Annotated in this window: 22 protein-coding genes; 5 read left to right on the top strand and 17 right to left on the bottom strand. The window is 29.6% G+C overall.

The genetic code is table 11. From position 1 onward, the window contains the following. Positions 1 to 116: 116 nt before the first annotated feature. Entirely contained in the window at positions 117 to 308 is a 192-nt protein-coding gene (locus ACVC08_RS17255; protein WP_452598710.1) for a Sec-independent protein translocase subunit TatA/TatB, read from the top strand. Between the two features lie 267 nt (positions 309 to 575). Here ACVC08_RS17255 and ACVC08_RS17250 read toward each other — a convergent pair whose 3' ends face one another. The 4 genes from ACVC08_RS17250 to ACVC08_RS17235 form a co-directional block, all read right to left on the bottom strand. Further along, complete coding sequence (locus ACVC08_RS17250) at positions 576 to 731, bottom strand: class I lanthipeptide (protein WP_452602983.1); 156 nt, start codon at positions 729 to 731, stop codon at positions 576 to 578. 37 nt (positions 732 to 768) lie between these two features. Continuing rightward, on the bottom strand, positions 769 to 924 hold the full coding sequence (locus tag ACVC08_RS17245) for a class I lanthipeptide (protein WP_452598708.1): 156 nt from the start codon (positions 922 to 924) through the stop codon (positions 769 to 771). A gap of 19 nt (positions 925 to 943) precedes the next feature. Beyond that, complete coding sequence (locus ACVC08_RS17240) at positions 944 to 1,099, bottom strand: class I lanthipeptide (RefSeq protein ID WP_452598707.1); 156 nt, start codon at positions 1,097 to 1,099, stop codon at positions 944 to 946. Between the two features lie 174 nt (positions 1,100 to 1,273). Next, positions 1,274 to 2,992 carry a helix-turn-helix domain-containing protein gene (locus ACVC08_RS17235; protein ID WP_452602982.1) on the bottom strand — a complete coding sequence of 573 codons (1,719 nt, stop codon included), beginning with the start codon at positions 2,990 to 2,992 and terminating at the stop codon, positions 1,274 to 1,276. 290 nt (positions 2,993 to 3,282) lie between these two features. On the opposite strand from ACVC08_RS17235, the gene ACVC08_RS17230 reads away from it, so the two are divergent. Continuing rightward, the gene (locus ACVC08_RS17230) at positions 3,283 to 3,480 is read left to right on the top strand and encodes a hypothetical protein (protein WP_452602981.1); all 198 of its coding nucleotides are present in this window, start codon (positions 3,283 to 3,285) and stop codon (positions 3,478 to 3,480) included. Between the two features lie 73 nt (positions 3,481 to 3,553). Here ACVC08_RS17230 and ACVC08_RS17225 read toward each other — a convergent pair whose 3' ends face one another. Genes ACVC08_RS17225 through ACVC08_RS17210 form a run of 4 tightly spaced genes read right to left on the bottom strand, consistent with a single transcriptional unit; the run spans position 3,554 to position 9,000 of the window. Beyond that, entirely contained in the window at positions 3,554 to 4,534 is a 981-nt protein-coding gene (locus ACVC08_RS17225; protein ID WP_452602980.1) for a DUF4837 family protein, read from the bottom strand. 26 nt (positions 4,535 to 4,560) lie between these two features. Further along, positions 4,561 to 6,153 (bottom strand): LysM peptidoglycan-binding domain-containing protein, encoded by a 1,593-nt coding sequence (locus ACVC08_RS17220; RefSeq protein ID WP_452602979.1) that lies wholly within the window; start codon positions 6,151 to 6,153, stop codon positions 4,561 to 4,563. 56 nt (positions 6,154 to 6,209) lie between these two features. Beyond that, positions 6,210 to 7,397, bottom strand: coding sequence for a phosphoglycerate kinase (locus ACVC08_RS17215; RefSeq protein ID WP_452598702.1), 1,188 nt, complete (start codon positions 7,395 to 7,397; stop codon positions 6,210 to 6,212). Positions 7,398 to 7,422: 25 nt separating this feature from the next. Further along, the gene (locus ACVC08_RS17210; RefSeq protein ID WP_452602978.1) at positions 7,423 to 9,000 is read right to left on the bottom strand and encodes a hypothetical protein; all 1,578 of its coding nucleotides are present in this window, start codon (positions 8,998 to 9,000) and stop codon (positions 7,423 to 7,425) included. A gap of 169 nt (positions 9,001 to 9,169) precedes the next feature. On the opposite strand from ACVC08_RS17210, the gene ACVC08_RS17205 reads away from it, so the two are divergent. Then, entirely contained in the window at positions 9,170 to 10,324 is a 1,155-nt protein-coding gene (locus tag ACVC08_RS17205; RefSeq protein WP_452602977.1) for a DNA polymerase III subunit, read from the top strand. A 1-nt stretch (position 10,325) separates the two neighbouring features. Here ACVC08_RS17205 and ACVC08_RS17200 read toward each other — a convergent pair whose 3' ends face one another. From ACVC08_RS17200 to ACVC08_RS17160, 9 genes are all read right to left on the bottom strand, one after another. Next, positions 10,326 to 12,680 (bottom strand): TonB-dependent receptor domain-containing protein, encoded by a 2,355-nt coding sequence (locus ACVC08_RS17200; RefSeq protein WP_452602976.1) that lies wholly within the window; start codon positions 12,678 to 12,680, stop codon positions 10,326 to 10,328. Between the two features lie 59 nt (positions 12,681 to 12,739). Next, positions 12,740 to 13,660 carry a FecR family protein gene (locus ACVC08_RS17195; protein ID WP_452602975.1) on the bottom strand — a complete coding sequence of 307 codons (921 nt, stop codon included), beginning with the start codon at positions 13,658 to 13,660 and terminating at the stop codon, positions 12,740 to 12,742. A gap of 72 nt (positions 13,661 to 13,732) precedes the next feature. Beyond that, complete coding sequence (locus tag ACVC08_RS17190) at positions 13,733 to 14,239, bottom strand: RNA polymerase sigma factor (RefSeq protein WP_452598698.1); 507 nt, start codon at positions 14,237 to 14,239, stop codon at positions 13,733 to 13,735. Between the two features lie 781 nt (positions 14,240 to 15,020). Next, complete coding sequence (locus tag ACVC08_RS17185; protein ID WP_452602974.1) at positions 15,021 to 15,536, bottom strand: OmpH family outer membrane protein; 516 nt, start codon at positions 15,534 to 15,536, stop codon at positions 15,021 to 15,023. Between the two features lie 230 nt (positions 15,537 to 15,766). After that, positions 15,767 to 16,621 carry a class I SAM-dependent methyltransferase gene (locus tag ACVC08_RS17180; protein ID WP_452602973.1) on the bottom strand — a complete coding sequence of 285 codons (855 nt, stop codon included), beginning with the start codon at positions 16,619 to 16,621 and terminating at the stop codon, positions 15,767 to 15,769. A gap of 479 nt (positions 16,622 to 17,100) precedes the next feature. After that, a complete protein-coding gene (locus ACVC08_RS17175; protein WP_452602972.1) occupies positions 17,101 to 17,283 on the bottom strand; it encodes a hypothetical protein in 183 nt (60 codons plus the stop codon). A gap of 500 nt (positions 17,284 to 17,783) precedes the next feature. Continuing rightward, a complete protein-coding gene (gene mnmG, locus ACVC08_RS17170) occupies positions 17,784 to 19,655 on the bottom strand; it encodes a tRNA uridine-5-carboxymethylaminomethyl(34) synthesis enzyme MnmG (protein ID WP_452602971.1) in 1,872 nt (623 codons plus the stop codon). 162 nt (positions 19,656 to 19,817) lie between these two features. Further along, positions 19,818 to 20,234, bottom strand: coding sequence for an rRNA maturation RNase YbeY (gene ybeY, locus ACVC08_RS17165; RefSeq protein WP_452602970.1), 417 nt, complete (start codon positions 20,232 to 20,234; stop codon positions 19,818 to 19,820). Next, entirely contained in the window at positions 20,227 to 23,730 is a 3,504-nt protein-coding gene (locus tag ACVC08_RS17160) for a DUF4175 family protein (protein ID WP_452602969.1), read from the bottom strand. The genes ybeY and ACVC08_RS17160 overlap by 8 nt, the downstream gene beginning before the upstream one ends. Positions 23,731 to 24,004: 274 nt before the next feature. On the opposite strand from ACVC08_RS17160, the gene ACVC08_RS17155 reads away from it, so the two are divergent. Further along, positions 24,005 to 25,864, top strand: coding sequence for a T9SS type A sorting domain-containing protein (locus ACVC08_RS17155; RefSeq protein ID WP_452602968.1), 1,860 nt, complete (start codon positions 24,005 to 24,007; stop codon positions 25,862 to 25,864). Positions 25,865 to 25,937: 73 nt separating this feature from the next. After that, positions 25,938 to 26,369, top strand: coding sequence for a hypothetical protein (locus ACVC08_RS17150; RefSeq protein ID WP_452602967.1), 432 nt, complete (start codon positions 25,938 to 25,940; stop codon positions 26,367 to 26,369). Positions 26,370 to 26,665 lie beyond the last annotated feature (296 nt).

Genomic DNA, 26,665 nt, shown 5'->3' with positions numbered 1-26,665 from the left:
TCCAACACAACGCGTTGTGTTGGACCTATTAGTATTTTTATATGTCATTAGTATTATTCTTTTTTAACTTACTTTCTAAACATTAATTATTAACTTTGTACTTTAAATTTAAAGTTATGATAGCAGCTAGTATATATTTAGGCATGATTGGGCCTTGGCAGATTGCAATAATAGTAGTATTAATTTTATTATTATTTGGTGGTAAAAAAATACCAGAATTAATGCGTGGTCTAGGTAGTGGAATTAAAGAATTTAAAGACGCTAGTAAGGAGGAAGAGGATACTACAAAAAAAGTGAAAGAAGATTAATCTTTCTTTTTTATATAATAAAAACCCCAATGCAATGCATTGGGGTTTTTATTTAAGAGAATAATAGAATTTTAATGTTCTCATTTTAAATCTAAATTATACAATAGAATTCTCGACTATTAGTACATAGCGCTATTTATAAGCATAGTTCGCTACTTTGCAATAGCAAAGTAATTAATCCTTAGAGTTTTAGAATATATTCCTATGCATACAATAAATTGTTAAGTACGATAGTTTCTAATGCAGAATGCAGGTTTAAATTGAGGACTAAAAAGTATTTCTAGGTATTGTTAACAAAATTGTACCTATAATAATACATGGAGCAGAAGTTCCCCCCGAAATTTCATTCATCTTCTTATCATTAAGCTCTACTATAGCACTTCTTTTAAAATGTAGCTTTTTTTTTGTCCCTCGAGTTTTCATAATTTGTGCTTTTAATTAAACGAGTAATACATTCTTATTAAAACCTTTTAGTTAATATGGTTATTGTATATACTGAAAGTGAAACAGCTAAAGAGAATGAAGTTGTACCACCAGAAATTGCATCCATTTTTTCATCATTTAACTCAATAATATTCCGCTTTCTAAAATCTAATTTGTTGTTTTGTGTTTTCATAAGTACCTGTATTTATAGGTTATTTTCTTGTTGGACACATATCTTCTCCGCCACCACATGTAAAAGTTGGTATGTTAATAATCGTTCCGCCAAAAACTGCATTCATGTTTTTTTCTGTTAGTGCAACAATCGTGTTTTTGTTAAAATTTAATACATTCTTGTTTTGTGTTTTCATAATTCTTGTTTTAAAATGTTAATATTTTCTACTATGCATTTGTAGAAAAAGGTATGATTTAATCAAAATTTTGATACTCAAATTAACCTTTAAAAAACGCGTAAAACAAATGAGTCCTAGCCATTTTTATAAAAAAGACTAAGACTTCTAATAAGTTTAAAAAATAGTTTATAGTTAAGTTAATTCTTTAATTTTCTTAATATAAACAACAGGTGTAATACCAGTAGCTTCTTTAAAGTATTTAGTAAAAGAGGCTGCTTTTTTATACCCTAATTCTTGGGCTATGGCTTTAGTAGAATATGCTCTTAGTTGTTTATTATGCTTAAGCTCTATTATGGCATAATTTATCCTTAATTCGTTTATATATGCGCTAAACGTTTTGTTTAGGTGTTTATTTACAATTTTAGAAAGATAACTGGTATTAGTTTTAAGTTTTTTAGCCATATTGTGTAGTGTACAATCTTGCCTTAAGAAGTACTTTTGGCTTTCTAACTTTTTAAGTTTTAATAAAATTTCGTTTACTTTTTCATCATCAATAACATAAAGGGGTTCCTCTTGTTCTTTCAAATCATTTTTAGGTGGCTCTACTTGCTCTCTTTTTACAGTATTTAATTCTTTATGTTTTAAAGCTTCTTCTAACTTAACTCTGTTTTCTTCATGATCTTTAATACGTAACATGAGAATTTCGAATAACTCTTGATTTTCTTTCTTATTAGATTTATACTTATAAAACATAAGTACTAATACTATAAGTAGCAAAAAAGAAGCAATGCCTAGTATTTTCTTTTGTTTCTTTTGTTTTTCTTTTTCGTTATTGGTGATGTCTTCTTTTAAAAAATGAGATAAAACAAGAGATTCTTTTTCAATTTTTTGAATCTTCTTTACCTCTTCTTCATATTTTTTAGAATAATTCTTATAAAGCTCTATATCATTTAATTGCTCGTAAGCTTCTTTTAATAACTCATAATAGTCTCTTAATTGGTATGGACTATAAGTAATATCTTTTTTAAGTATTTCTTCTAAAATTATTACTTGGTTTTTATAGTCTTTTTGTAAACCATAAATTTTTGCCTGTTCATATTTTACTTCACTAAAAACATACTCTCCTAAATCTTCATTTTTAGCTATAGCTAATGCTTTTTGCATTGCTATTTTAGCCTGTCTCTCTTCCTGTTTTAGGATATAAGCTTTTGTTTTTAATAAGTAAAAATCATATAAAAACTTATGATTATTTGTTGCGCTTATATCTGCGAGTCCTTCTTCAATTAATATAATAGCTTCATTAGCTTGCTTATGCTCAATTTGTCGTTGTATTAAATATAATCTTATGTATTTAATTCTTTGTTTTGCTCCATTTTCTTTTGCCAGTTTGTACTGCTTTTTTAACTCTTCTAATCCTTCTCTTTTAAGATCAAACACTTTATATCTTAAAAAATCTAAATCTTTGTCAATCTTTTCTATTTGGTTATCTATTCCGTTTAATTCTGCAATATTTAAACCTAAATGTACTTGCTCTATGGCTTCCATATACATATTTCTCTTCTCATATGTTTTTGCAAGGTCTAGTATAAAGCGCACACTATCTTTTGGTTTTGAACAATGTTGTAATGCTTTTTCATGAAAATATAAAATACTGTCCATTTTATTAATATGAGTATACATTAAGATTAGAGTACCATAACCTTCTAGTATATACTCTTCTTTATTAATTGCCTTACTCATACTAATAAATTTTTTAGTTGAAGGAATTACTTTTTCTCTATCATTTTTGTAGTATTTTATTAATGAACTCCTGAGTGCTTCGACTTCTGTTTCTGTAACTACTTGAGCTTTTCCAATTTTTAAAAAGAGTAAAAAAAGAATAAGGAAAATGCTATAGGGATTTTTAATCATTATTAATAGCAATTAATTTCTTAATTAAGAATATAGTATTTGTTTTTTATAAAATAGTTTTATAATACTACATCTACAGTGTTGTTATACAACGAATTAAGTTTTTTGTTTTAAGAGATTTAAAAGTCCTTTTTTATAAAACAGATCTCTTTTTCTTTTGTTTTACTTATAAAAAATAAGAAATTCGAAGTGTAACTTTTCAATAAAAGTTTTATCTACAAGTTTAAAAAGAATTTATTAATCTAAATGTGTCTTAATTATATAAGGTCATTTACAAACTCAAATATATTATGAAAACAAAAGTAAATGTGTTACAATTAAAAAAACTAAATGTAGTAGAATTAAACGAAAAACTATCGCATAAAATTATTGGAGGTAATACTACTACAATTTCAATACACGAAAGTAAAAACACCTCAACTGGTATTTGTAATGGTGTGAGGCCTCCTGCAATTACAACAACTGGTACCGACAATACAAGTGTTTAATTTTATCAACATTACAATATTAACAACATAAAACCCAATGTTATATTGGGTTTTATGTTGTTAATACAATTTTTTATTCTTGAATTTTAATAGACTTTATCATCGCCTCTAACTCAAAAACATGTTCACGCTTACTAATAGATGGCGCGTCTACAAAACCTTCTGCTATAATAATTCTATTATTTGCTTTATCTTCTATACTATAATTAATAAATGGACCAGCCTTCCAAGCACCTTTAACATCCCAGATCCCTTTAGCTTCTAGCGTTGGTTTATTATCTATTGTGGTATTAAGTAAGTATGGTGCATAAGACATTTCTGTAGCCATATAACTACCTTCTACTGGTCCTTCAATATGCACTTTACCAACAGAGTCTCTTATTTTTATTATCTGGCTTATAATATTTTCATCTTTATTAATAGCTTTTAATGGAAGTTCATAAAGCATTAGGTTAAGGGTTCCTGTTGGAATATCCTTTCTTATCCAGAAAAACTTATCTTCTGCTTTAGCAATTCGGTATGCTTTAGAAAAACGAATATCTATTCCTAATTTTTCTTTTATATCATCTGTGTTATGCAAAGACTTTGCTATACGACGCTGATACTCTTTAATTTCTTCTTCTTTAAATGCTTTTACTATTAAATCTGCATTGTCTTTAATTTGAGCTTTTATATCGCTAATAGAAGTACCACTAACCACTATAAGTTTTTGTGGTCTGGCATATTTGTCTTTAAATATTTTAACACCACTTTCTGTACCTTTTTCTACCTTAATTATAGATCTATTATTTCTAGCAAAGCCAGAAAAAACTTCAGTAGGGATTTGATTCATAGAAAACAACGGTTCTTCTTGAGGTAAACCATCTACTGGTGCTGCTAATACTTCTCGTAAAGTCTCTCCAACTGAGTTTTCCCAAAGCTCATTATCCATAACAACGGAAAGCGTATTTATTTTTGATGCAGATTGTGGTAGTATTTTTACTTTCTTTTTGTTATCCTCTTTGCAAGACGTTATACACAATATAGTTATTGCAATTAATAGTAGTTTTCGCATGATATAATATTTGTTTTGTTAGATTGTTAACTTTTTGAAACTTTTAAAACCATACCTGGTTTAAGTTTATTACCACTAATATCGTTCCAATCTTTAATATTTTGAACAGAAACTCCAGGAAACTTTTGAGCTATACCCCATAAAGAATCTCCACTCTTTACTTTATACGTTTTTCCTTTAAAATTTTTACTATTCGTTTTTGTTGTTTTTTTAGGCTTTTTTAAAGCCGCTGATGGGTTTCTAGGGAAAATGGTTAGCCTTTGCCCTATTTTTAAATTATTACTCCTTAAACCGTTCCATCTTTTAATCTGGCTAACCCTAACACCAAACTTTCTTGCTATTTTTCCAAGATAATCTCCACTTCGTACTTTATATCGTGTTTTAGTATCTGCTTTTAGTAATTGAGGTAGTGGTTTTTCTCGTTTATCAAATTCTGCTTTAGCAAATACATACATTTCTTTTTCATTATTTACAAAAGCTCCAACAACATTTGCGGGTAACCTCAATGTATAGTTTTTACCTTCTATTACTGGAATAATATCTAACTTATACGAAGGGTTTAAAAACTGAAGTGTTTCTATTTTAACTCCTGTAAATTCTGAAACTTGATCTAGAGTAATCATTTGTTTTACTCTAATTGTATCGGTATCTATATAATTAAACTTTGGTTTATGTTGAATAAAGCCATGCTCTTTTGCATATTCAAAAATATACATCGTAGCTAAAAATGCAGGCACGTACCCAGCTGTTTCACGTGGAAGATTAGGGCGTATGTTCCAATAATTTTTATATCCTCCAGAACGTCGTATTGCTTTACTTACGTTTCCAGGGCCAGAATTGTATGCTGCTAATGCTAAATCCCAATCTCCAAATATTTCATAGAGTTTAGCAAGATACTTAGAAGCAGATTCTGTAGATTTTATAGGGTCGCTACGTTCATCTACATAACTACTAACATCTAATCCGTATTGTTTACCTGTAGCAAACATAAACTGCCACAAGCCAGTTGCCCCTACTCTAGATTTTGCTCTAGGTTTTAAAGCAGATTCTACAATAGAAAGGTATTTCATTTCTAATGGAATGTTGTAATTATCTAATTCACGCTCAAACATTGGAAAATAATACTTACTTAACCCCATTAAACGCTCGAAAGATTGATGTCTATTTTTTAAAAATGACTTTATTACACTTTCTAGAGCTGGATTATATTCTACATTAAATGGTGTTTTTGCATTTAATCGCTCTAATCTTGCTTTTAAGGTGTCTGTGGGTAGTTCGGGATAATAAACAGCTTCATATTTTAAACCTGTTACCTCTCTATAAATAGTATCAAAAAGAGAGTTATTATATAACTCTTCCATCCATTTTTTATCTACCTCAGCTGCAAAGGCATGATCTTGAAACGTTTTTACAGTATCTGTAGGTTTTACAACGGCTTCTATTGTTTTTTTATACAGTGTTTTACCATCTATTATTGTATCTACAACATATTTTTCTCCTGCTACTAATTCTGCTTCTGTATGCCTATTTGTTTTTTTCTGTAACGTGTCTTGAGCTTGCAATCCTGCACAGCTTAGTAACATTAAAAAGTGTATATATATGTATTTATATTTAATCATTTAAAGTGCTTTATATTACAACGTAGCGTATTAAAATATCTTATAATTAATTCTTTCTATTGTAAAATAGCAGCTATACCTGGTAGTGTTTTACCTTCTAAGCTTTCTAACATAGCTCCTCCTCCTGTACTTACGTAACTTACTTTTTTCTCAAATCCAAATTGTTTAACGGCTGCTACAGAGTCTCCACCTCCTACTAATGAAAATGCTCCTTTTTTAGTAGATTCTGCAATGGCATTTCCTAATTCTATTGTTCCATTAGCAAAACGTTCTAATTCAAATACTCCCAAAGGTCCATTCCAAAGTATTGTTTTGCATTGCATAACTACTTCATGAAATACGCTTACAGATTTTGGTCCTACGTCTAAACCTTGCCATCCTTCTTGTATAGCATTTACATCCATAACCTGTGTATTAGCATCGTTACTAAAGGCGTCTGCTGCTAAAACATCTACTGGTAAGTGTATTTGTACGTTTTTTTCCTTAGCTTGTTTTAAAATATCTAAGGCCAACTCTATTTTGTCATCTTCACAAATAGAATTTCCTATGCTTCCGCCTTGTGCTTTAATAAAAGTAAACGTCATACCTCCTCCAATTATAAGGTGGTCTACTTTATCTAGAATATTTTCTATAATCGTTATTTTAGATGAAACTTTTGCTCCTCCTAAAATAGCTAAAACTGGCTTTTCTCCAGTTTTAAGTACTTTATCTATACTTTTTATTTCTTGTTCTAATAAGTAACCAAAACATTTGGTTTCTGGAAAAAACTCTGCAACTATCGTTGTAGATGCATGCGCTCTATGTGCTGTACCAAAAGCATCGTTAACATATATATCTCCTAGTTTAGATAGTTGTTCTGCAAAAGCTTTATCTCCTTGTTTTTCTTCTTCATGAAAACGCAGATTTTCAAGAATTAATAATTCTCCTGGTTTTAAGTTAGCGACAGCCTTTTCTGCTTCTTCTCCAACACAATTAGACACAAATTTAGCTTCTACTCCTATTACATCTTCTACTTTACCAACTATATGCTTTAAAGAGAATTTAGCTTCTACTCCTTTAGGCCTTCCTAAATGAGACATTAATACACAACTCCCCCCATCTTCTAATATTTTTATAATAGTTGGTTTTGCCGATGTAATTCTTGTAGCATCTGTAACCAAAAAATCATCATTTAGTGGTACGTTAAAATCTACTCGTATTAGTGCTTTTTTATTTTTAAAATTAAAGTCGTTAAGTGTCTTCATTATATTATATTGTATTAGTATATTATTAATCTAAATTTATTTTTAAAATCCAAGCTTCTCTATAAAGAACATCTTGAATTATATCTTGTTGCTTCTTAAATGCTTCCTTTGCGCTTTCTGTTTTTAAAACATAAACATATCTCTTATTATTTTTAGGGTCTATAAATGTTTTAGGGTTATATCCTTTAGTTATTAAGGAGGCTTCCCATTTACCTGCACTTTTAGCATTTGTAAACGCATTAGTTATAACATAATAACCACTTTTTAATCCTGCAATAAGTGTTGATTTTTGGTTCACTAAATTTTTAAACTCATCCGAATTATAATCTTTACGTTTTAATAATTTTTCATCCAAAGTACTTTTATCTGTTTTGGTTTCATTAAAACTAGGCTTTATGCGAGCCCTCGATATAATTTGATGTTTTGGCTGTTTAGAAGCAATAACTGGGGGTTTTATTTCTACTTTATTATTAAATGGGGTTTGACTTATTTCTGTTTGAAACGCAGTAAAAAACAAATAATATCTATCTGATTTCGTTTTAAACCTAAGTGTTGTACTGGTTATATCATTACTTATTATCGATTTTTTATAATTAGGTATTTTAATCCTTGCTATATCGAACCCTAAAGTATTTTTGCTGCTAGGTAAACGTGTTGTATTTATACAGCTGTATTTTGTAATACTGCTATTAAAAAAATTATATGTTTTTCTAGAATCGTTTAATAAAGGTAAAAACGTTTTATCATTTTTTATAATAGAAACGTCATCTAAAAGTAAAGAGGCATCTCCTTCTAAAGCCGATAAAAACAGGTCTGTTTTTACATAGCCTTGATCTATAGATTTAAAGTTTTTAAACTTAATATCTACAGTGTTTTTATTAACTAAACTAAATCCATTGTATGTTGCTATATATTTTGCATTTTTAGTTGGCGCCTTATAAATAACATATAATAGCCATCCACCAGCACTTCCTCCAGAAATAAAACCATTTGCTGCTTTTATATTAGCAACGGTATAATTTCCTTTTACTTCTTCTATGTTTTTAAGAATGTCTGTTACTTCTGCATAACAAACATACGGAGCGTTTATAGTGTGTGTTGGCACATTTATTCCGTCGTAAATAATTTCGCCTTCTATATCTTGGTATTTTCCGTTTGGTGTTTTAAACTTTATTTTTTCTATGTTCTTCTTTCTTTTGTTGTGCCCTTTATAAACAAAATTATTATAATTTTTGTGTCTAGTCCCAGTATCGTAAGGGTAAGTAGCACTCCAGTATAAACCGGCATAAGATATTTTTTCTAAATCATCTGGCAAGTTAAGTAATGCAGAACTAGAGCTAAACGTTTCTGGATCGTTATCTATATCTACATATAGCATTTCTAGATCATCATTATTAGCTTCTACATCGTTAAATGGTTGGGTTTTGTTAACACTTAGTATGTTATTTCCTATTATCCTAGAGTCTCCGTAAATATAGAATTCATTTACTTGTTTAAAAGATTTACCTTCAATAGATGAATCGTCTTGTGTAGGCCTATTTTCTTGAGCAAAAAATAAGTTATTTCCTAATAAAAAAAATACAATTAGAATACTGTTTTTCATTTTAAGAGACTTCTCTATACTTTAAACCAAATAGCTATTGTTTTTTAAAACCTTCAAAGATATGTAATTAAGAGCATACCGTTAAGTCTTTCTACACACAAAATAAACAATGATATTTATACAATCTAAAAAAATAGTTTTTATTTATTTTGTAAACTATATTTGCTTTATGCTATTCAGTGATATTTTAGGACAAAACCATATAAAAACTCATCTAACAAAAAGCGTAGATAACGGCAGAATTCCTCATGCTCAATTATTTGTTGGGCCAGAAGGTTCCGGAACTCTTCCTATGGCTATAGCTTATGCTCAGTATATTTTATGTTCTAATGTTTCTGGAGAAAATACTAACGGTAATGAGGCCTGTAATTTAAAGTTTAAAAACATTTCTCACCCAGACTTACATTTTGCTTTTCCTGTTACTACTAACGATAAAGTAAAACGACACCCTGTATCTAGTCATTTTTTAGAAGAATGGAGAGAATTATTAACCAAACAACCTTATGGTAATTTATTTGATTGGTATAAACTTCTTGGAGTAGATAATAAGCAAGGTCAAATTGGTGTTGATGAATCTGTAGATATTGTTAAAGCTTTAACTTTAAAAGCTTATGAAGGTGGTTATAAAGTTATGATTATTTGGATGGCAGAAAAAATGAATATTGCCGCTGCCAATAAACTTTTAAAGCTTATTGAAGAACCTCCTAACAAAACCATTTTTATTCTTATAGCCGAAGATGAAGAACAAATAATTAGTACCATTAAATCTCGTTGCCAGATATTACATTTTCCTCCTTTGGCAGAGAATGACATAAAAGCTGCTCTAATTAAAAATTATAGTTTAGATGATAGTGTTGCTACAAAAATTGCACATCAGGCTAACGGGAATTATAACAAAGCTTGCGATTTAGTATATCAAGACAGTGAAGATTTACAGTTTGAAACTTGGTTTATTTTTTGGGTTCGTTCTGCTTTTAAAGCTAAAGGTAATAAAGGCGCTATTTTAGATTTAATTAAGTGGAGCGAGGATATTGCTAAAACTGGTAGGGAAACTCAAAAACAATTTTTAAACTTTTGCTTAGACTTTTTTAGGCAAGCTTTATTATTAAATTACAACGCCAATGACTTGGTTTATATAGATATTAAAACCGAAAAGTTTAAGTTAGAAAACTTTGCCCCTTTTATTCATAATAACAATATCCTAGATATTTCTAATGAGTTACAGAATGCTATTTACCATATAGAGCGTAATGGTAACTCTAAAATTATACTCACAGATTTATCTATAAAGCTAACGCGTTTGCTTCATAAAAAATCTGTTTAGTTTAAAACTCAACTCTAAAAATTAAGTTAGGTGTTATGCCTAAAGAGGTTTTTTCTAGTTCTCGTAATACATTATTTCCACTGCTTGTAAACCCTACTTCGTAGGTTTTACTTAAAATATTCTTTTTATTATAAATATTAAAAATAGAAAGTCCTATTTTTCCTTTCCATTTTTCTTTTGGAGAAAAATTAAACTTATAAGTTGTAGAGAAGTCCAAACGATGATAGCTAGGTAAACGCTCGTTATTTATTTTATCGTAAATTATGGTAACATTATCATCCTCATCTAAGCCAAGTCCTCTAGTATACGGTGCGCCTGTTCTATAGTTCCAGCCTAAAGAAAAACTTAAATTGTTCCATATGTATGAGTGCGACCAATTGATTTGATTGGTTATATGAAAGTTTGCTGGAAAAGGCTCATTATTATTAAGGTTTTTAAATTTAAAGTTGTTGTTTACAAAAGAATAGCCAAACCAAGTTCTGTAATTATCTATTTTTTTCTTTAATAAAATATCGACTCCTTTAATATCACTTTCTCCTGTAGAAAAAGGAAGTATATTAAACCCTCTAGAAAAAGACGTTAATCCTTTTATTTTTTTAACGTAAAAATCGACATCTAAATTCCAACCTTCTTTATTAAAATTAACACCTACAGAGGCTTGTTCGCTTTTTAATAATGGAGATATATTATCTTCTGCTAAGATCCATAATTCAGATTCCAAGCCAAAGTTACTAACTACCAATTCTTCTATTTGCACTATAGTTTGGTGCAATTGTTCTGCTGATAATTTTAGCTTAAAGTTTGTGTTTAGTTTTGCTTCAAAATTAAACCTGGGCTCTACATAAAACTCATCTAATAAAGAAACTTGATTAGCTCTAAGACCAATGTTAAAAAGCCATTTATCATCATTCCTGTAGTTATATTCTAAATAAAGTGCGTGTATATTATTTACTGAAGTATTCGAAAAATTATATCTATCTTCTAAATCTCCTAAATCGTATGCATCTGTGTTATACTTAAAGGCGTAGTATACTTTGCTACTGGAAAAATCGTATCCAAAATTTATAGTTTTTTTATCATTAAGCCTCCAAATATTATGCAGAGCAATTCCATAATCGTCTATATTATTTTCTTTTTGGTAGTAATCGCTGAAACCTTCTGAAAAAATATTGCTTCCTTTATATTTTAAGTCATGGTACGATTTATATGCTTTTAAAGCCTGAGAAAAATTAGGGTTATAGCTATGCATCCATTTAATACTCATCCCTTGGTTTTCTACATCTAATTTATCTTTAGAAATGTCACCGAAAGCTTCATTAAAAAAATTATAATCAAGTTTATTAGTGGTAAATAAGCTACTAAATACTACTTTATCTTGCTCTGTAGGCTCGTATATTACTTTAGCTGTTACATCAGAAAATCTAAAGAATTCTTTAGTTATTTTAATAGGGTCACTATCGAAGAAGGTATTTCCTTCTGATATTTTAGTGTTTTGAAAGACTCTTTTAGATAAATTTTGAAAAGTAAATGTATTTATTAAGTCGGTATACGAACGTCGTGTAGAGACCATTAAACCGAGTTTTTCACTTATTGGTGTTTTTACATAAACATCTGCATGCGTCATATTAAAACCAAAACCTCCTTTAGTTTTATTAGGGATATCATTTTGAGAGCTAATATCTATAACACTAGATATTCTATTTCCATACTTTGCTGTTGTGCCACTTGTAAATAGTTTAACATCTTTTATTATATACGGGTTAAATGCAGAAATAGAGCCAAAAAAATGTCCGGAATTGTATATTTTTATGTCATCCCAAAGTACTAAGTTTTGATCTGGTGTGCCACCTCTTACATATAATTCTGTTGCGGTTTCATTAGGGCTTTTTATGCCTGGTAATAATTGTAGACTTTGTAGTACATCTGGCTCAGTTAAGCCAGGCAAAATTCCTAGGCTTTTTGGTGTTATAACTATAGATCCGTCTTTTCTTTTTTTTATACCTGCGGTTAAATATTCTGTAATAAATACTTCGTCTAATCCTTGGGGTTTTTGAAAATTATAATCAGGTTCTCCCGTTATGGTATAATATCTGTCTGAGACTTTTTGAAATTGTAAATTAGTTTGAGATTCTATTACAATTAAAACTTCTTCTAGAGTAGAGCCATCACTAATGTAGTTAACAAGTTGACTATCAATTAATTCAGAATCAAAAGACAGTTTTATATTAAATTTATTTTCTAAATCTAGTATAACTTCTTTTACAGGAGTATTCTTATATGTAAATGATGTCTTTGTTTGAGACATCATTACAGAGTAAGTGAATAAAAATACTAATGTAATAAGCTTAAGCTTCATGTATTTGTTAAAAACTATTTAATAAAAACAGCAAATTAACAAAAAAAACTCAAGTTTTCTTATTTTAATGTAATTGTATTATCGCTATCTACAGAATAAGAGATATGCATTGGACCGAATACCGTTTGTAAAGCTATTTTAACGTCTTTATGTGTAAAACTTCCTGTAAAACGTTTGTTTAAATCTACTCCAGATGGGTTAACTTCAAGGTTATATTGGTTTTCTAATGATTTAATAACTTGGGTTAGTGGTGTATCTTTAAAAGAGCTTTCGCCACTTAACCATGTTGGTTTTTCTTCATTAAAGTTCCATTTCTCTACTACATTATCAACTACTCTAACCGCATCTCCTACAGTTAAAACAGTAGTAGTAGTAATGTTATTATCATTTATAGTAGATACCTTTACTTTTCCTTCGTGACATTTAACTTCTAAATAGTCTTTTCTAGAAATAACATTAAATTCTGTACCTAAAACTTCTACTAATCCTTCACTGGATTGCACTGAGAATTTAGTTCCTTTTTCTACGTCAAAAAATCCTTCTCCATTAAACTCTAACACTCTATTATTAGCCCAATTACCTTTATTAAAGTCTAATATAGAATTCGCATTTAAATATACTTTGGAGTTGTCTGGTAAAGTTACCACTTCTTGTTCTCCAAAATTAGTTTCATACTCATTGGTATTATTAAAAAACATAATACCCAATGCTACAATAAGTACTGCAGCAACTTTATATATCCAATTTGGTATTAGTTTTTTAACTTTCGTTGTATTTGCTTTATTATCTATTGTATTATATAACTTAGCTAAATTAGCTTCATGATTATATGATGGCATTTCAAGCATATTCATACCATTATTAATCTTTTTATATTCTAGATAATGTTTCGATTCTTTAAATGCACGTGTTTCTTCTGGTGTTAATTCACCAGCTATCCATCTTGCTAAAAAAGTTTCATCAAATGACTCTTTTCTCATCTTAAAATTCTTTACTTTTTATGTATAAAACAATTTATGTAGATTTTACCCTACTTATATTGTATACTTAGTTTATACATTTCCTATTTTTTCTCTTAATATAACCAATGCTTGGCTCATTCTTTTTTCTACTGCTTTTACAGAAATTCCTGTTATTTCTGCTATTTCTGAATATTTTTTTTTATCAATCCTGCTTAATAAAAATACTTCTCTCTGTTTTGGAGGTAAACTATCTATAGCTCCTGTTAATTTGGCCATGAACTCTTTTTCTTCTAATATAAACTGTGGAGTTTCATTAGTACTTACCTTTAAATTTAGTTTTTGATGGTTTAATACAACTTTTTTGTGTGCTACTTCATTTAAAAAGGCATTATTAGCTAATGTAAATAAATATGATTTTGCTTTTTCAAAAATTACTTTTTCGCAATTATTCCATAGTTTAATAAAAGCATCTTGAACTAAGTCTTCTGCTTGCTGTAAATCTCCGCATTTATAGTACATATAATTGCGCATAGATTCTGAATAATTATTAAAAATTATTTCATAATTTTTCTTTTCGCAAACAGATTTTTTATCCATAAAACGGTTTTTAAAAGGGGTTTTCCTGCTTCAAATCTAAATAAAAAAAAATAAAATTAGGGTATTTCTTTTCTAAGCTGTTTAATAATCAAAGCAATTACATATTATAATGTAATCTTGTTAAAATATTAAAGTCTTGTTTATCTTTTAAACTATAGTGTATTTCTAATATGTAAAAAAGATAAATTATTTAAGATTTTTTTAGATTTAGTTGGTTTGGTTATAATTTACGGCAAAGTTAAATACTTTGCTCGTAAATTATAGAAAGCTAAGTCTGTTGAAATAAAAGTTAGATTAGTTGGTTAGTTATAATTTGCGGCAAAGTAGTTTTTAAACATTAAATCTTTGCCCGCAAATTATCTTAAAAACCGGCTAACAAAAGATAAAAGTTATTAGTTAGATTGGTTGGTTATAATTTGCAGCAAAGCAAATATAAAGGCTTTGCTTGCAGATTATACGTTAGAAAAAACAAATAGAAACTTGTTTTCTATTACAAAATTTATAGATAGAATGATTGCAATGTTATTTATAATGATTTTGAAAAAAATAAAGCAGAATAAACAAAAACGTTTGTTAAGAACCCCTTCAAGAAACACGATTAAATATGAGAAAAAGACAAATTTGCTATTAGAACTACAATAGCAAATGTGATTTATCAAGCTTAATAAAATTAATATTGGGAAAATTAAAAAGATTATTAAACTATTGATTAAATTACAAAGCCCGCTACTATATAAGTAGCGGGCTTTCTTTTTAGTTAAATTTTTATTTATATAGCTAACTATTTCTTTTTGTATTCAGCATCTATAGCGTCAAGAATTGTTTTTGTTAAATTATTTTCTTCTTTTCCATAAAGAACACTTGGTAAAGCTTCACTTGTTCCTAAAATATATTCGTAACCGTTTGTTTTTCCATAACCTTTAACAAAATCTTTAACCTTAACAATTACAGAATCTATTTCTGCTCTATATTGTTGTTGTAATTGTTGTTGCTCGAACTGCATTTGTTGCTGCAAAATTTGCTGCTTCTGCCCTAGTTCTTGTTCTTGTTCTTGTTTAGACTTTGCACTCATTCTAGTTTTTTCAGCATTGTATTTTTGAACTTCAAACTGAAAAGCTTTTCCTATACTATCTGCTCTTTTTTTAAATGCTTCTTCTTTAGCTTTAAATTTTTCTTCAATGTCTTTTTTTTCTTGGTATTCATTAATAACATCTCCGCTATCAAGATATCCTATTTTTTGTTCTTGACATGATGCAAATATTAAAAGTGCAAACGTTGCTAAAATTAAATTCTTCATTTTTATATTTTTTAGTGTGGCGCAAAAATATAAAAGATAAGACTATTATTATGCAACTAAATATGTTGAAATAACAATCATAAGAATTTATTATAACTTAAACAAAGACTAATAAGAATTATTTATAAAAAACAAGCTCATATAAAGCGTTTTAAGCGCTTTTTAAAAAAGACTAATGCAATATGGCTTTTAACAACAAAACACGCTATAAAACTTATTTAAAATAATTTTTAATCGTTTTTTATTACATAAATTAGTGAAGAATACTCTCCAGAGCGTTTCGCCTTTACATTTGATCTTAAACCAACTAAAAAAGCGTTAAAAGGATTCATCCTTTTATTTTTATATTTTTCGGAAAGCAGACTTACATAAAACGCATCGAAAATCATTGGTAGTGTTTTTACAACTTTCATGTTCTCTTTTTGAAAGAGTCTTTTTATTGCCGTTTGCGAAAAATGCCAAAGGTGCCTTGGCACATCGTAAGCTGCCCAAAAGTTTTTATAATAGCTAGCATCGTAACTTTTATAATTAGGTACAGCTATTACTAAAGTTCCTTCTGGTTTTAATAATCTTTTAAAACGTGAGACTTGTTCTTTTAAATTAGGTAAGTGTTCTAAAACATGCCAAAGTGTAATAACATCGAAAGTATGGTCTTCAAATTTTGAAAGTTGATTGGTGTTATAAATTGTATTTCCTGTTATTGAATTTGCAATTGCTCTTGCATCTTGATCTGGTTCTACTCCATAAATAGACCAACCATTATCTTTAGCCACTTTTAAAAAAGCACCTGTTCCGCAACCTATATCTAAAAGAGTTTTGTCTTTAGGTTGAAAAGACTCTATTAGTTTTAATTTATTCTTTAGCGAAATCTCACGAACTTGATGATAGACTTTCTCGAAAATGTTACGTTTAGAATTTGTGTGCGAAATATAATCTTCACTTTTATAATATCCTGGTAAATCTTCAACCGAAGGTTTAGGTGTTGTTTCTAAATAATCGTATTCAGCATTATGAATTAATTGAAAGTCTTCTCCTGATACAGAATAATCTTTTACTGTAATATATGTGTTTTGTGTTTTGTTCACGAACTTAAAATGCTTTTTGCATTAATTAAAATTAGTACCTAAAATTCATAATTCTAAATTAGTTCTCGATACAATTCCGATAATAATCGGAATCACTCGAACTGACGCTAACTTTTATTCTTACTTATAAATTGTCAACGTATTATTATCGATTATTTTTTGATACTTCAAATTTATGATTTGTTTTTATATTTTTTAAAACATAATCGATAAATCCTTGGGTAAATTTACCTGTAAAAATAATAGAGTACTGTTTGTCTTTTATGTCAAAAAAATCAAGATAAACCTCTTTTTGAATATTCAGGATTACCAAATTGAAATCCCTTTATATGTTCTGTTTCGAAATTATTAAGATAATCTTTATATCCTTTTGCCATTATTAGTTCTTTAAATCTCATTAGAGAATATCTAACTAAAACATCTTTATTAGAATCATACCATTTAATATCATCGGGTGTGAAATTAAAAACATGTTTAACTTAATTATAATTCGTAGATATGTTATGCTTGTTAAAGTAGTCTTTAAATATTTTCTCATCAATACCTTTATCTATATCACTAATGTGTTTAATAAAATCTAAACCAACAATATCTGAACTATACTTTATTACTATAGAAGTACTGTCTATAAAACTGATAACTTTCGCTTTTCCATTTATCAATGAATCGTATACTACTTTTTGGGTTATAGGAACTTTAAAGTCTATTTTTTTAAAGAGAATTTATTACTAGAATCAGCTTGGTTTTTATAGTTTTCGAAATCAATTTTGCTTGCTATTTTATATGTTGAGACTCCTGGTTTTTGTGTATACTCAAACACCTTTAGTGCATTGTAGAAAGTATACGTTTTATTAAGTGCTACTAAAACACCAATTATTATAAATAATATTCTCCTATAGACTTTAATTATATTAACCTTAGTGATTTTGCACAAGCACAAATAAACAGCAATTTACATCTAAATAAAAATAAACAACTCGAATATCCACGAAGTGTTCCACGTGGAACCTTTATAAAAAAAACAGAGATTAATTAATAATTTAACACATGTATTCAATCTCTATTAAGTAAAAAAACTGTTATAGTTGCAAATCAAAAAAAGCAGTTAAAAAGGTTTTTTCACCACCCTTTTTAACTGCTAAATTTAAATTTTATCCAGTAATTATCTTCCCATAAAAACCAAAAGCACAGAAATATCACTTGGTGAAACTCCACTTACTCTTGAGGCTTGAGAAATGGTCACGGGTTGAATTTTATTTAGTTTTTCTCTTGCTTCTAAACTCATAGATTTCAGTTTTGAGTAATCGAAATTTGGCGGGATTTTTATATTTTCTAAGCGAGTTAATTTATCAGCGTTGTTCTTTTCTTTATCTATATATCCAGAATATTTTACTTGAATTTCTGTTTGCTCTAACACTTCCCTATCCAAATTATGTTCTGTTATATAATCTTCAACGGCTTTAAATTTACGCACATCTTCCATCTCTATGTTTGGTCTTGCAAATAGCTTAAACATTTTTCCTTGCTGTTTAACTGTTGCTGATCCTTTAGCTTCTAAAACAGGATTTGCTTCTTCTGGCTTAACGCTTGTATCCTTAAAGAACTTTACAAATTGCTCAGATTGCGCTTGCTTTTTTTCCATTCTTCGCAAACGATTTTCACTAGCTAATCCTAAATTGTATCCTTTTGGTGTTAGCCTAAAATCTGCATTATCTTGTCTAAGCAGTGTTCTATACTCTGCCCGCGACGTAAACATTCTATATGGTTCTTCTGTACCTTTTGTAATTAAATCGTCTATTAAAACACCTATATAAGCTTCGTTACGCTGTAATATAAATGCTTCTCTTTCTTGTACTTTTAAAGCTGCATTTATTCCAGCCATTAATCCTTGAGATGCTGCTTCTTCGTACCCTGTTGTACCGTTAATCTGCCCAGCAAAAAACAAACCTTCTACTAGTTTAGTTTCTAGTGTATGCTTTAATTGTGTTGGCGGAAAATAATCGTACTCTATTGCATATCCTGGTCTAAAGAATTTTACATTTTCGAACCCGGCTACAGAACGCATCGCTTTAAATTGAACATCTTCTGGAAGCGATGTAGAGAATCCGTTTACATAAACTTCAACCGTATTCCAGCCTTCTGGCTCTACAAATAATTGATGTCTATCTTTATCTGCAAACCTATTTATTTTATCTTCTATAGATGGGCAATATCTTGGTCCTAAACTTTTAATTCTACCATTAAACATTGGCGAACGATCAAAACCTTCTCTTAACAAATCATGAACCGTTTCGCTTGTGTAAGTCATGTAACACGAGCGTTGTTTTTTTAATGGTTTGGTTATATCTAAATACGAAAATTTTTCTGGTGTAACGTCTCCTGGTTGCTCTATCATTTTAGAATAATCTAAAGACCGACCATCTACTCTTGGTGGCGTTCCTGTTTTCATTCTTCCTGATTCGAAGCCTAAATCTACTAACTGCTCAGTAATTCCCGTTGCTGCTTTTTCTCCTGCTCTACCGCCACCAAAGTTTTTATCTCCAATATGTATTAAGCCGTTTAAAAAGGTGCCATTTGTAAGTACTACTGTTTTTGCTTTTACTTCTATTCCAAGAGAGGTTTTTACTCCTGTTACTTTTCCGTTTTCAACGATAAGCCCAGCAACCATTTCTTGATAGAAATCTAAGTTTTTAGTTTGTTCTAAAAGTAATCTCCAGTCTTCAGCAAATCGCATTCTATCGCTTTGCACCCTAGGACTCCACATTGCTGGTCCTTTAGATTTGTTAAGCATTTTAAATTGTATAGCAGACGTATCACTTACAATTCCTGAGTAGCCTCCTAACGCATCTATTTCTCTTACAATTTGTCCTTTTGCTATTCCTCCCATTGCTGGGTTGCAAGACATCTGCGCAATGTTTTGAAGATTCATTGTAATCAACAATGTTTTACTTCCCATGTTTGCGGCTGCAGCTGCGGCTTCACTTCCTGCGTGTCCTGCTCCTACAACTATTACATCATATACTTCGTTAAACATAACTATTATGATTTTACAACAGCGTGTTTAATTTGTATTAGACACGCTATTGTTTTATAATTTTAAATATTTAATTAGGGTTTTGTTATACACAAACTCCATTGTTCCACGTGGAACGTTTTTGTTTCACGTTTTAGAATTTGCAAATATACGTCGAATTAGTTAATTCTCTTTTAAGACGTTAAGGTAGAAATTTTCCTTTGTTCTCATCTCTTCTGCTTCTGCTTCAGTTTTATCTTTATATCCACAGTAGTGTAATACGCCATGAACGATAACACGATGTAGTTCTTCTTCAAAAGAATTATCAAAATCTTTAGCATTATCCGCTACTCTTTCTGTAGAAATAAAAATATCCCCTTGTAGTTCTTTTCCTACAGAATAATCAAAACTTATAATATCTGTAAGGGTATCATGTTTTAAGAATTCTACATTTAATTTGTGTAAATACTCATCGTCACAGAATACGTAATTTATTTCTTGCTCTCTATAATTTTCGGATGCTATTACATTAGATATCCATTTAGATATTTTCTCTTCGTTTGGTAACGTAAATTTGTTTTCGTAATTAAAGCTAATCATTATTCTGCTTAAAATAGTCTTGTACTTTCTTTTTATAAACTTGCTGCAAAGGTAGTGTTTGCTTGTTCAAAATTTCGGTAGTATTAAAATATTCTTTTGCTTTTGGGATTTGATTTCGTGTTGTGTTACTGTATTCTTTTTTATTGGTTGTAGATTTTCGCTTGGTATCTTGCCCTTGTTGAAATGTTGCTTTTTCTAGTTTTAGTAATTGGTGTTGTAGATTAATCATTTTAGATAATGTTTCATTTGTAAACCCTTTATTTATTAAATCTAGTTCTACATCTTCCATTTCTTTAAGTAGTTTTTTGGCATCTCCGCCTACACCTTTACCATTCAATTTATCTTGTAATAGTTTTTCTTCTAGCGCCATTCGTATTTGCTGTTGCTGCTGGTAAATTTTATAAAGTTCTCCGTTTATATCTTCATTAAATCCATCTGAGCCTTCTTGCTTACCTCCTTTACCTTCTCCATTACTGTTTCCATTTTCGCCTTCTTTACCATCTTTTCCTTTACCGTTCTTGCCTTTTTTTCCTTTTCCCTTTTTTCCTTCTTCTCCATCTTTACCTTCTTTTTCCCCTTTGCCTTGCTTCTCTCCTTCTTCTCCAGGTTTGCCTCCGGGTTTGTCTCCTTCTCCTTCTTGCGGGTTGCCTTCGTTGCTCTTTTTCATGCCTTCTTTCATCATTTCATTAAGCTGTTCTTGGCTCATAATAATATCTGGCAAAGGGACATCTCCTTGTCCTTGTCCAGGCGATGGCATTCCCATTTGGTCTTGCATATTATCCATTGTATTACTTAAAAAGTCGGCCAAGTTATTTGCTGATGTTACTGCATATTGCTGTGCGGCTACACCTTGATATATATTATTTTCTGCTAGCTGCGCCATGGCTTTATCTACATTAAAATAAACTTCGGATATTTCCTTGTTTACTTGTTCAGATATTTTTGGTTGTCTTAATGATAATGCAAAAAGACTATCGTCTATATGCTCAAAATGCGAACGTAATTCTTTTTGTTTTCTTAAATATTGTGCGTACTCGTTATGGTTTACTTCTATGCTTTTAAATTGATTCATTATGGCTTCTTCATCGAAAGAGAATACAACCAAGTTATCTAATATTTGCCTTAATGTTTCTATATCTTCTTGCAATGCTTCGTCTCCTCCTGCTCCTCCTGCACTCATTTGCAATTGCATTTTTTGGCTCATTTCTTTCATTTTTTGAGCGGCCTTCTTTTGACTCTTTTTTGCCTCTGCATTTTTTTTGTCTTGTTCTTGCTGGTCTTGTGCTTGTTCTTTTTGCTCTAATGCTTCAGATGCTTTTTGTTGTTCTTGCTTTATTGTGTCTTCATTATTTTCGTTTCTTGGCAACTTCATAGGCTTTTTTAACGACTTGTTTTCTTTATCTAATGCCTTAAGTTGTTTCTGTATGTCTTCAAACTTTTTATTAAGCTCGTCTTGCTTTTCTTTAGTGTTTTCTTTTGGTGTTTTTTGTGCTAACGAGTCTTGTTGCTTTGCTAGCTTATCTAACTCATTTCCTATTTTCTCCATTTTCTTACTTACGTAATAACGTTTAGTAAGTTCAAGCATTTGCTCTAAGCTTCTTTTTTGATTTTTATTTTGCTTTGCTAATTTTTCAAGTTTTTGAGCTAATTCTTCTTTGTTTATTTTTTCGGTAAGCTTTTCTAGTTCTTTTAATAGTTTTTCATCCTTTTTAAGTTGCTCTTCGTTTTCTTTTAAGCGTTCTTTTAAATCTTCTTTAAATTGATCTTCTTCTTTGTTTTCTTTCTGAAATTCTTCAAGGTTATCTTTTAACTTCTTGTTAAACTTCTGCATCATTTCTTCTTGTTGTTTCTGACGCTTTAAAAAGTTTTCAAATTTCTTTTTATCGTTAAAATTTAATTCTGATTTTTCTTTTTGTGTTTTAGAGAGTTCTTCTAATTCTTTTTGTTGTTTGTCGAATTTTTCCAAAGATTTATTTAAATCTTGAATGGTTTCATTTTGTTCTTGTAGTTGTTTTTGCTCCTCTTCTTCTTTGGTTCTTTTTCTGTATGTAAATACTGTACTCTTTGTGCTTTTATTTTTTCCTACAGCGTCATTGTCAAATACTTCAAAATACAAATCGTAAGCAATGCCTTCTTTTATATCTAAGTCATTTGGAAAGGCACTTATAAATTCTGAAAAAGTAGCTTTAGAAATTTCTATTGGTTGGTATTGTTTGTTTGTATCGTTATCACTTGGGTAATAGACTAACTGTAATTTAGATAATCCATAGTCGTCATTTACTTGTCCGAAAAAATATAGTGATTGTTGATCGAGCGAGTCTATTTTAGTTTTTAAGCTTAATTCTGGGTATTCGTCTCTTATTACCGATATATTAAACGCTAAATTCTCGTAGTCTTTAAGGTTTTTATTACTTGTGCTAAGACTATAATCTAAATTATTATAAACGCGCTTAGACGCTTTAAAATCGTCTTTAGATTCATTATTAAATACTATTGTATCTTTAGAATATAAATAAACTTTGTCTGTTGCTTTTGTTTTTAGTTTCCATGTAATGTTTGTTCCATGTGGAACAACTGCACTCCCTGTACTTTTTAAAACTTCATCTCGCTTTTTGGTGTAACTTGGGTAATCTAGTAGCATTTCAAAACTTAACAAAGTTGGCACTTCTACAACACTCAACGTGTAAGGTTTAGAGGTTACATTATTTGCAGAAAGTTTAAATGTAATGTCCTTTTTTGGCTGCTCAAAAACATACTCGAATGTTCCAGCGCCTCGTTGCTGTAAAAAATAGGTTTCATTATTAAATGTTATTTGGGCGTTTTCTGGTACTACTTCTCCTGCTGTTTTTACTATTAATCTAAATTCTTTGTTTTCTAGAGCTTGTAAGTTTTCATTTATTACAAAAAATTGAAATGGTGCTGGTGGCTCATAAGCTGTTTGGTAATTTATTACACGTTGGTAACTATCACTAAACCAATTCATTTTACCAAAAACTGCTGTTATAATAATAATGAGTACTGGTATAGCAGCATATTTTAAATATTTAGCATTCTTCTTAAAATTAATGGCTAATTTAAACGGAATTGGTGTTAATTCTGCAGATTTCTGGTCTATACTTGCTGCAAGTAACTCTGAGTTAGATTCTTCTGCATTTAACTGGAGTACATTAAGCAATTTATCGTTTACTTCTGGAAAATGATTTCCTATTAGTTTTGAAGCATCTTCATAATTTATTCCTTTTTTTAGTTTGAATAGTTTTGCTAATGGAATAGCAATAAATTTGTAAAATAAACCGATCTCTACAGCTACAAACAACCAAAATAAAATGGTTCTTGCTGTAGTGTTTAACCAAAGTGCAGATTCTACAAGTAGTGTAATTAGGAAATAGAGTAACCCAATACTAAAAAATAAAATAGCGCCTTTTATAAGCTCATTGGTATAGTATTTTTTAATAAACTGTTCTAGTTTACTTTGTATGTTTTTAAAGCTATTCAAAATTTCTAGTTTTTAACTCTCTAAAATACGATTTTGATTTTTAAGGTTTTACTTTTTAACAACTTTTTAAACAGCAGGGTTAAATAACCTAAATAAAATTGACCTCATAACGCTTTAAAAAGGAGGAATACACTGCGTATAAAAATTAAGTTCCAAGATAACTTTGCCTGCTGTAAAAATGGTATAAGCCGAACAGCCAAAACAATAAAGTAGGCGTTATTTAATTAATTTAATCATGAGAAAAAATCAACTATTCTTTTATCTGGCATTGATAATGTCTGTAATTACAACTCAAGGACAAGATAATAATTGTCCAAACAATTTATTAACAAATGGAGATTTCAGTACAGCAACTTGCGGTGGGGATTCTGCATTTCAAAGCAACTGTGTAACTAACTGGGTTAGATCTAGTGGCTCTCCATCTTTACATGGCTACCCTACTAATGCTTATGCATGGCTATGGTCGCATGCAGGTGGCGGAGAGTCTATTGCTGGTAGTATTAACTTTACAGCAAATACAACTTATACTATTTCCTTTAGAATAAAAACTGATGGTGTTAATGCTGATTGCACAGAAAACATAGCTACTAATTCTCAAGTGTTTATAGTTGCAACAAATAATGCAGGTGCAGTGACAGCTACACCTACAGGTGATATTATACTAAACCAACCAGCATCTGCTTCATTAAACAACTGGACCAGTATAACGACTACATTTACTCCTACAGCAAACTACTCGCAATTGTGGGTTTACCCTTTTAAACAAGTTTCCGATGGTTGTCAAGTAAATTTAACCATAGACGATATTTGTATAACTTTAGCTCCAAATAACCAAGGTGCATACTGCTGCGAAGGAGAGAATTTAGTAGATAATGGAAATTTTGAGTCTACTAATACAAGTTTTTCTAGCGATTATACTAATGATGCATCATTATTTCCTGGAGCTTACAACATAGATAATAATGCAACACTTTTTGGAGCTACTATAAACGATCACTCTTTTTGTTCAGATTCTACACAATATGCAAATAATAGTCAATTTTTATTGGTTAACGGAAAGACTACACAGTCTGCAGGAACTTTTGCTACGGTATGGGAACAAACAATAAATACAGATCCTGAAAAAAATTACAAGCTTTGTGCAAATTTTAAAAATATGCCGCAGTGTACTTTTGATATTTTACCAGAAATTCAGTTTGAAATTAATGGACAACTTTACGGTTGGGAAAAAATAAATACAGATCCTACAAATCCTTGCGATTGGTTACAGATTACTGAATGCTTTACAGGGGAAAGTGATGTAACTACCATTAAAATTCTTTTAAAAGAAGATGGTTTGGGTGATGGAAATGACTTAGCTATAGATGATATTTCTGTACAACAAAAATTAGATCAAAACTTAAGTTTAACTATCCAAAATCAAGGGAATCCACAGCAAATAACTGGTTCTATAAATACAATAGATATCGTGGATGATGCTTTGCTTACTGAAGGTTCTTGCTTTAATAATGATGATGATAACAAGTATTATTGGTTCGTTTACGAGTTGGCATCATTCCCTTTTAATGCGCCAATAGATTTTGTAAATATGGCTCCAAATTCGTTTTCGTGGTCTAGTAATATAGGTGGTTTTAGCAGCCAATTACCAACATCGGCAAACCCAACTTGGGATTTAACCACAACGTTTCCTAATTATACTTTTGAAAACAATAAATTGTATGTTATTGGTATGTATGTTCCATCTTGTTGCGATAGTTGTTATGATGAGGCTTGGTCTTATCAACTAACCTTAAACGGTTTTAAAAACTCAGACAGTAATTTAGATACCGTATTTACAACAGAGGTTAAAGAACATATAAAGGCTTTATTTAAATCTTTTGATGGAGCTGAAAATATAAATACTATAGAGAACTCTTTATCTATTTATCCAAATCCTGTAGGGAGTATTTTAAACATAAATACCCAAGAAACTATAGAGTCCTATGAAATTTACGATTTATTAGGTAAAAAAATACAGAGCAATACTATTAGTGAAAATAAAATAGATGTTTCTAATTTAAATGCAAGTCTATATATATTACATGTTAAAACTAAAACAAATAAAAGCCATTCTATAAAATTTATTAAGCAATAAGTTTTAATATACCTTTTTAATAAAACCTTTAAGTATTTTAATATTTAAAGGTTTTATTTTATTTTTAGGTATAATGAAAAACCTAATAATCATATTTTTTATACTATCATCTATATCCTCTTATTCGCAAAGTAGAGAAAAAGAATCTGTTTATCTATTATTCAATAGCCAGAGTAAAGAAAAATGTATTATTGAAGATGGTTTAGGTAACTCTCTAAACTTAAATAAGTTTAGAAAAGACTTTAATGCAGAATATATATATTTTAGAATTTGCAATGAAACTTTTACATCACACAGAACAAAAAGTTTTAAAGATACCTGTTCAATAAAAAGTTTAGATAATATTAAACTTGTGAATTTAAAATACATGAATGAAAAAAAAGCCAAAAATATTTTAAGATATAATCCGTTTAATAATATATATATTATTGAAAAAAAATCAGATAAAAAAATCATAAAATATGAAGTAGCATGGGTTGATGATTGGTCAGTAATTGAAGATTGAGATACTGCCAACAGTAACTAGGTATATGGCCTGTAAATAGGCAAACGTTATGTATCTCCTTAACTAATCCAATCAATTTTCTATTAAAAGAGTAGATAAAAAAGAAGTGTATTTTAAAATTTGATAAACTTTTTCATTGTAAAATTTTAGACTGTCATGACGAGAGTCCACAAATGCCTTGTGGTTACCCAACAGCTATGGTTTTAGCTTTAATTCCGCCACTTTGGTTTTACGTAATGAATAAACGAATTCCTAAATCCATGATTATAGATTAAAAACTTAACCTGTTTTTATAA

Source organism: Pontimicrobium sp. MEBiC06410 (genome assembly GCF_053601615.1).
Note: the sequence above shows the minus strand (reverse complement) of the source record. Positions and strands in the feature narration are given on the sequence as shown.

Excerpts from the sequence above, each read along its gene's own strand:
- ACVC08_RS17255 (WP_452598710.1), top strand. The coding sequence starts at position 117 with ATGATAGCAGCTAGTATATATTTAGGCATGATTGGGCCTTGGCAGATT.
- ACVC08_RS17250 (WP_452602983.1), bottom strand. The coding sequence starts at position 731 with ATGAAAACTCGAGGGACAAAAAAAAAGCTACATTTTAAAAGAAGTGCT.
- ACVC08_RS17245 (WP_452598708.1), bottom strand. The coding sequence starts at position 924 with ATGAAAACACAAAACAACAAATTAGATTTTAGAAAGCGGAATATTATT.
- ACVC08_RS17240 (WP_452598707.1), bottom strand. The coding sequence starts at position 1,099 with ATGAAAACACAAAACAAGAATGTATTAAATTTTAACAAAAACACGATT.
- ACVC08_RS17235 (WP_452602982.1), bottom strand. The coding sequence starts at position 2,992 with ATGATTAAAAATCCCTATAGCATTTTCCTTATTCTTTTTTTACTCTTT.
- ACVC08_RS17230 (WP_452602981.1), top strand. The coding sequence starts at position 3,283 with ATGAAAACAAAAGTAAATGTGTTACAATTAAAAAAACTAAATGTAGTA.
- ACVC08_RS17225 (WP_452602980.1), bottom strand. The coding sequence starts at position 4,534 with ATGCGAAAACTACTATTAATTGCAATAACTATATTGTGTATAACGTCT.
- ACVC08_RS17220 (WP_452602979.1), bottom strand. The coding sequence starts at position 6,153 with ATGATTAAATATAAATACATATATATACACTTTTTAATGTTACTAAGC.
- ACVC08_RS17215 (WP_452598702.1), bottom strand. The coding sequence starts at position 7,397 with ATGAAGACACTTAACGACTTTAATTTTAAAAATAAAAAAGCACTAATA.
- ACVC08_RS17210 (WP_452602978.1), bottom strand. The coding sequence starts at position 9,000 with ATGAAAAACAGTATTCTAATTGTATTTTTTTTATTAGGAAATAACTTA.
- ACVC08_RS17205 (WP_452602977.1), top strand. The coding sequence starts at position 9,170 with ATGCTATTCAGTGATATTTTAGGACAAAACCATATAAAAACTCATCTA.
- ACVC08_RS17200 (WP_452602976.1), bottom strand. The coding sequence starts at position 12,680 with ATGAAGCTTAAGCTTATTACATTAGTATTTTTATTCACTTACTCTGTA.
- ACVC08_RS17195 (WP_452602975.1), bottom strand. The coding sequence starts at position 13,660 with ATGAGAAAAGAGTCATTTGATGAAACTTTTTTAGCAAGATGGATAGCT.
- ACVC08_RS17190 (WP_452598698.1), bottom strand. The coding sequence starts at position 14,239 with ATGGATAAAAAATCTGTTTGCGAAAAGAAAAATTATGAAATAATTTTT.
- ACVC08_RS17185 (WP_452602974.1), bottom strand. The coding sequence starts at position 15,536 with ATGAAGAATTTAATTTTAGCAACGTTTGCACTTTTAATATTTGCATCA.
- mnmG (WP_452602971.1), bottom strand. The coding sequence starts at position 19,655 with ATGTTTAACGAAGTATATGATGTAATAGTTGTAGGAGCAGGACACGCA.
- ybeY (WP_452602970.1), bottom strand. The coding sequence starts at position 20,234 with ATGATTAGCTTTAATTACGAAAACAAATTTACGTTACCAAACGAAGAG.
- ACVC08_RS17155 (WP_452602968.1), top strand. The coding sequence starts at position 24,005 with ATGTCTGTAATTACAACTCAAGGACAAGATAATAATTGTCCAAACAAT.
- ACVC08_RS17150 (WP_452602967.1), top strand. The coding sequence starts at position 25,938 with ATGAAAAACCTAATAATCATATTTTTTATACTATCATCTATATCCTCT.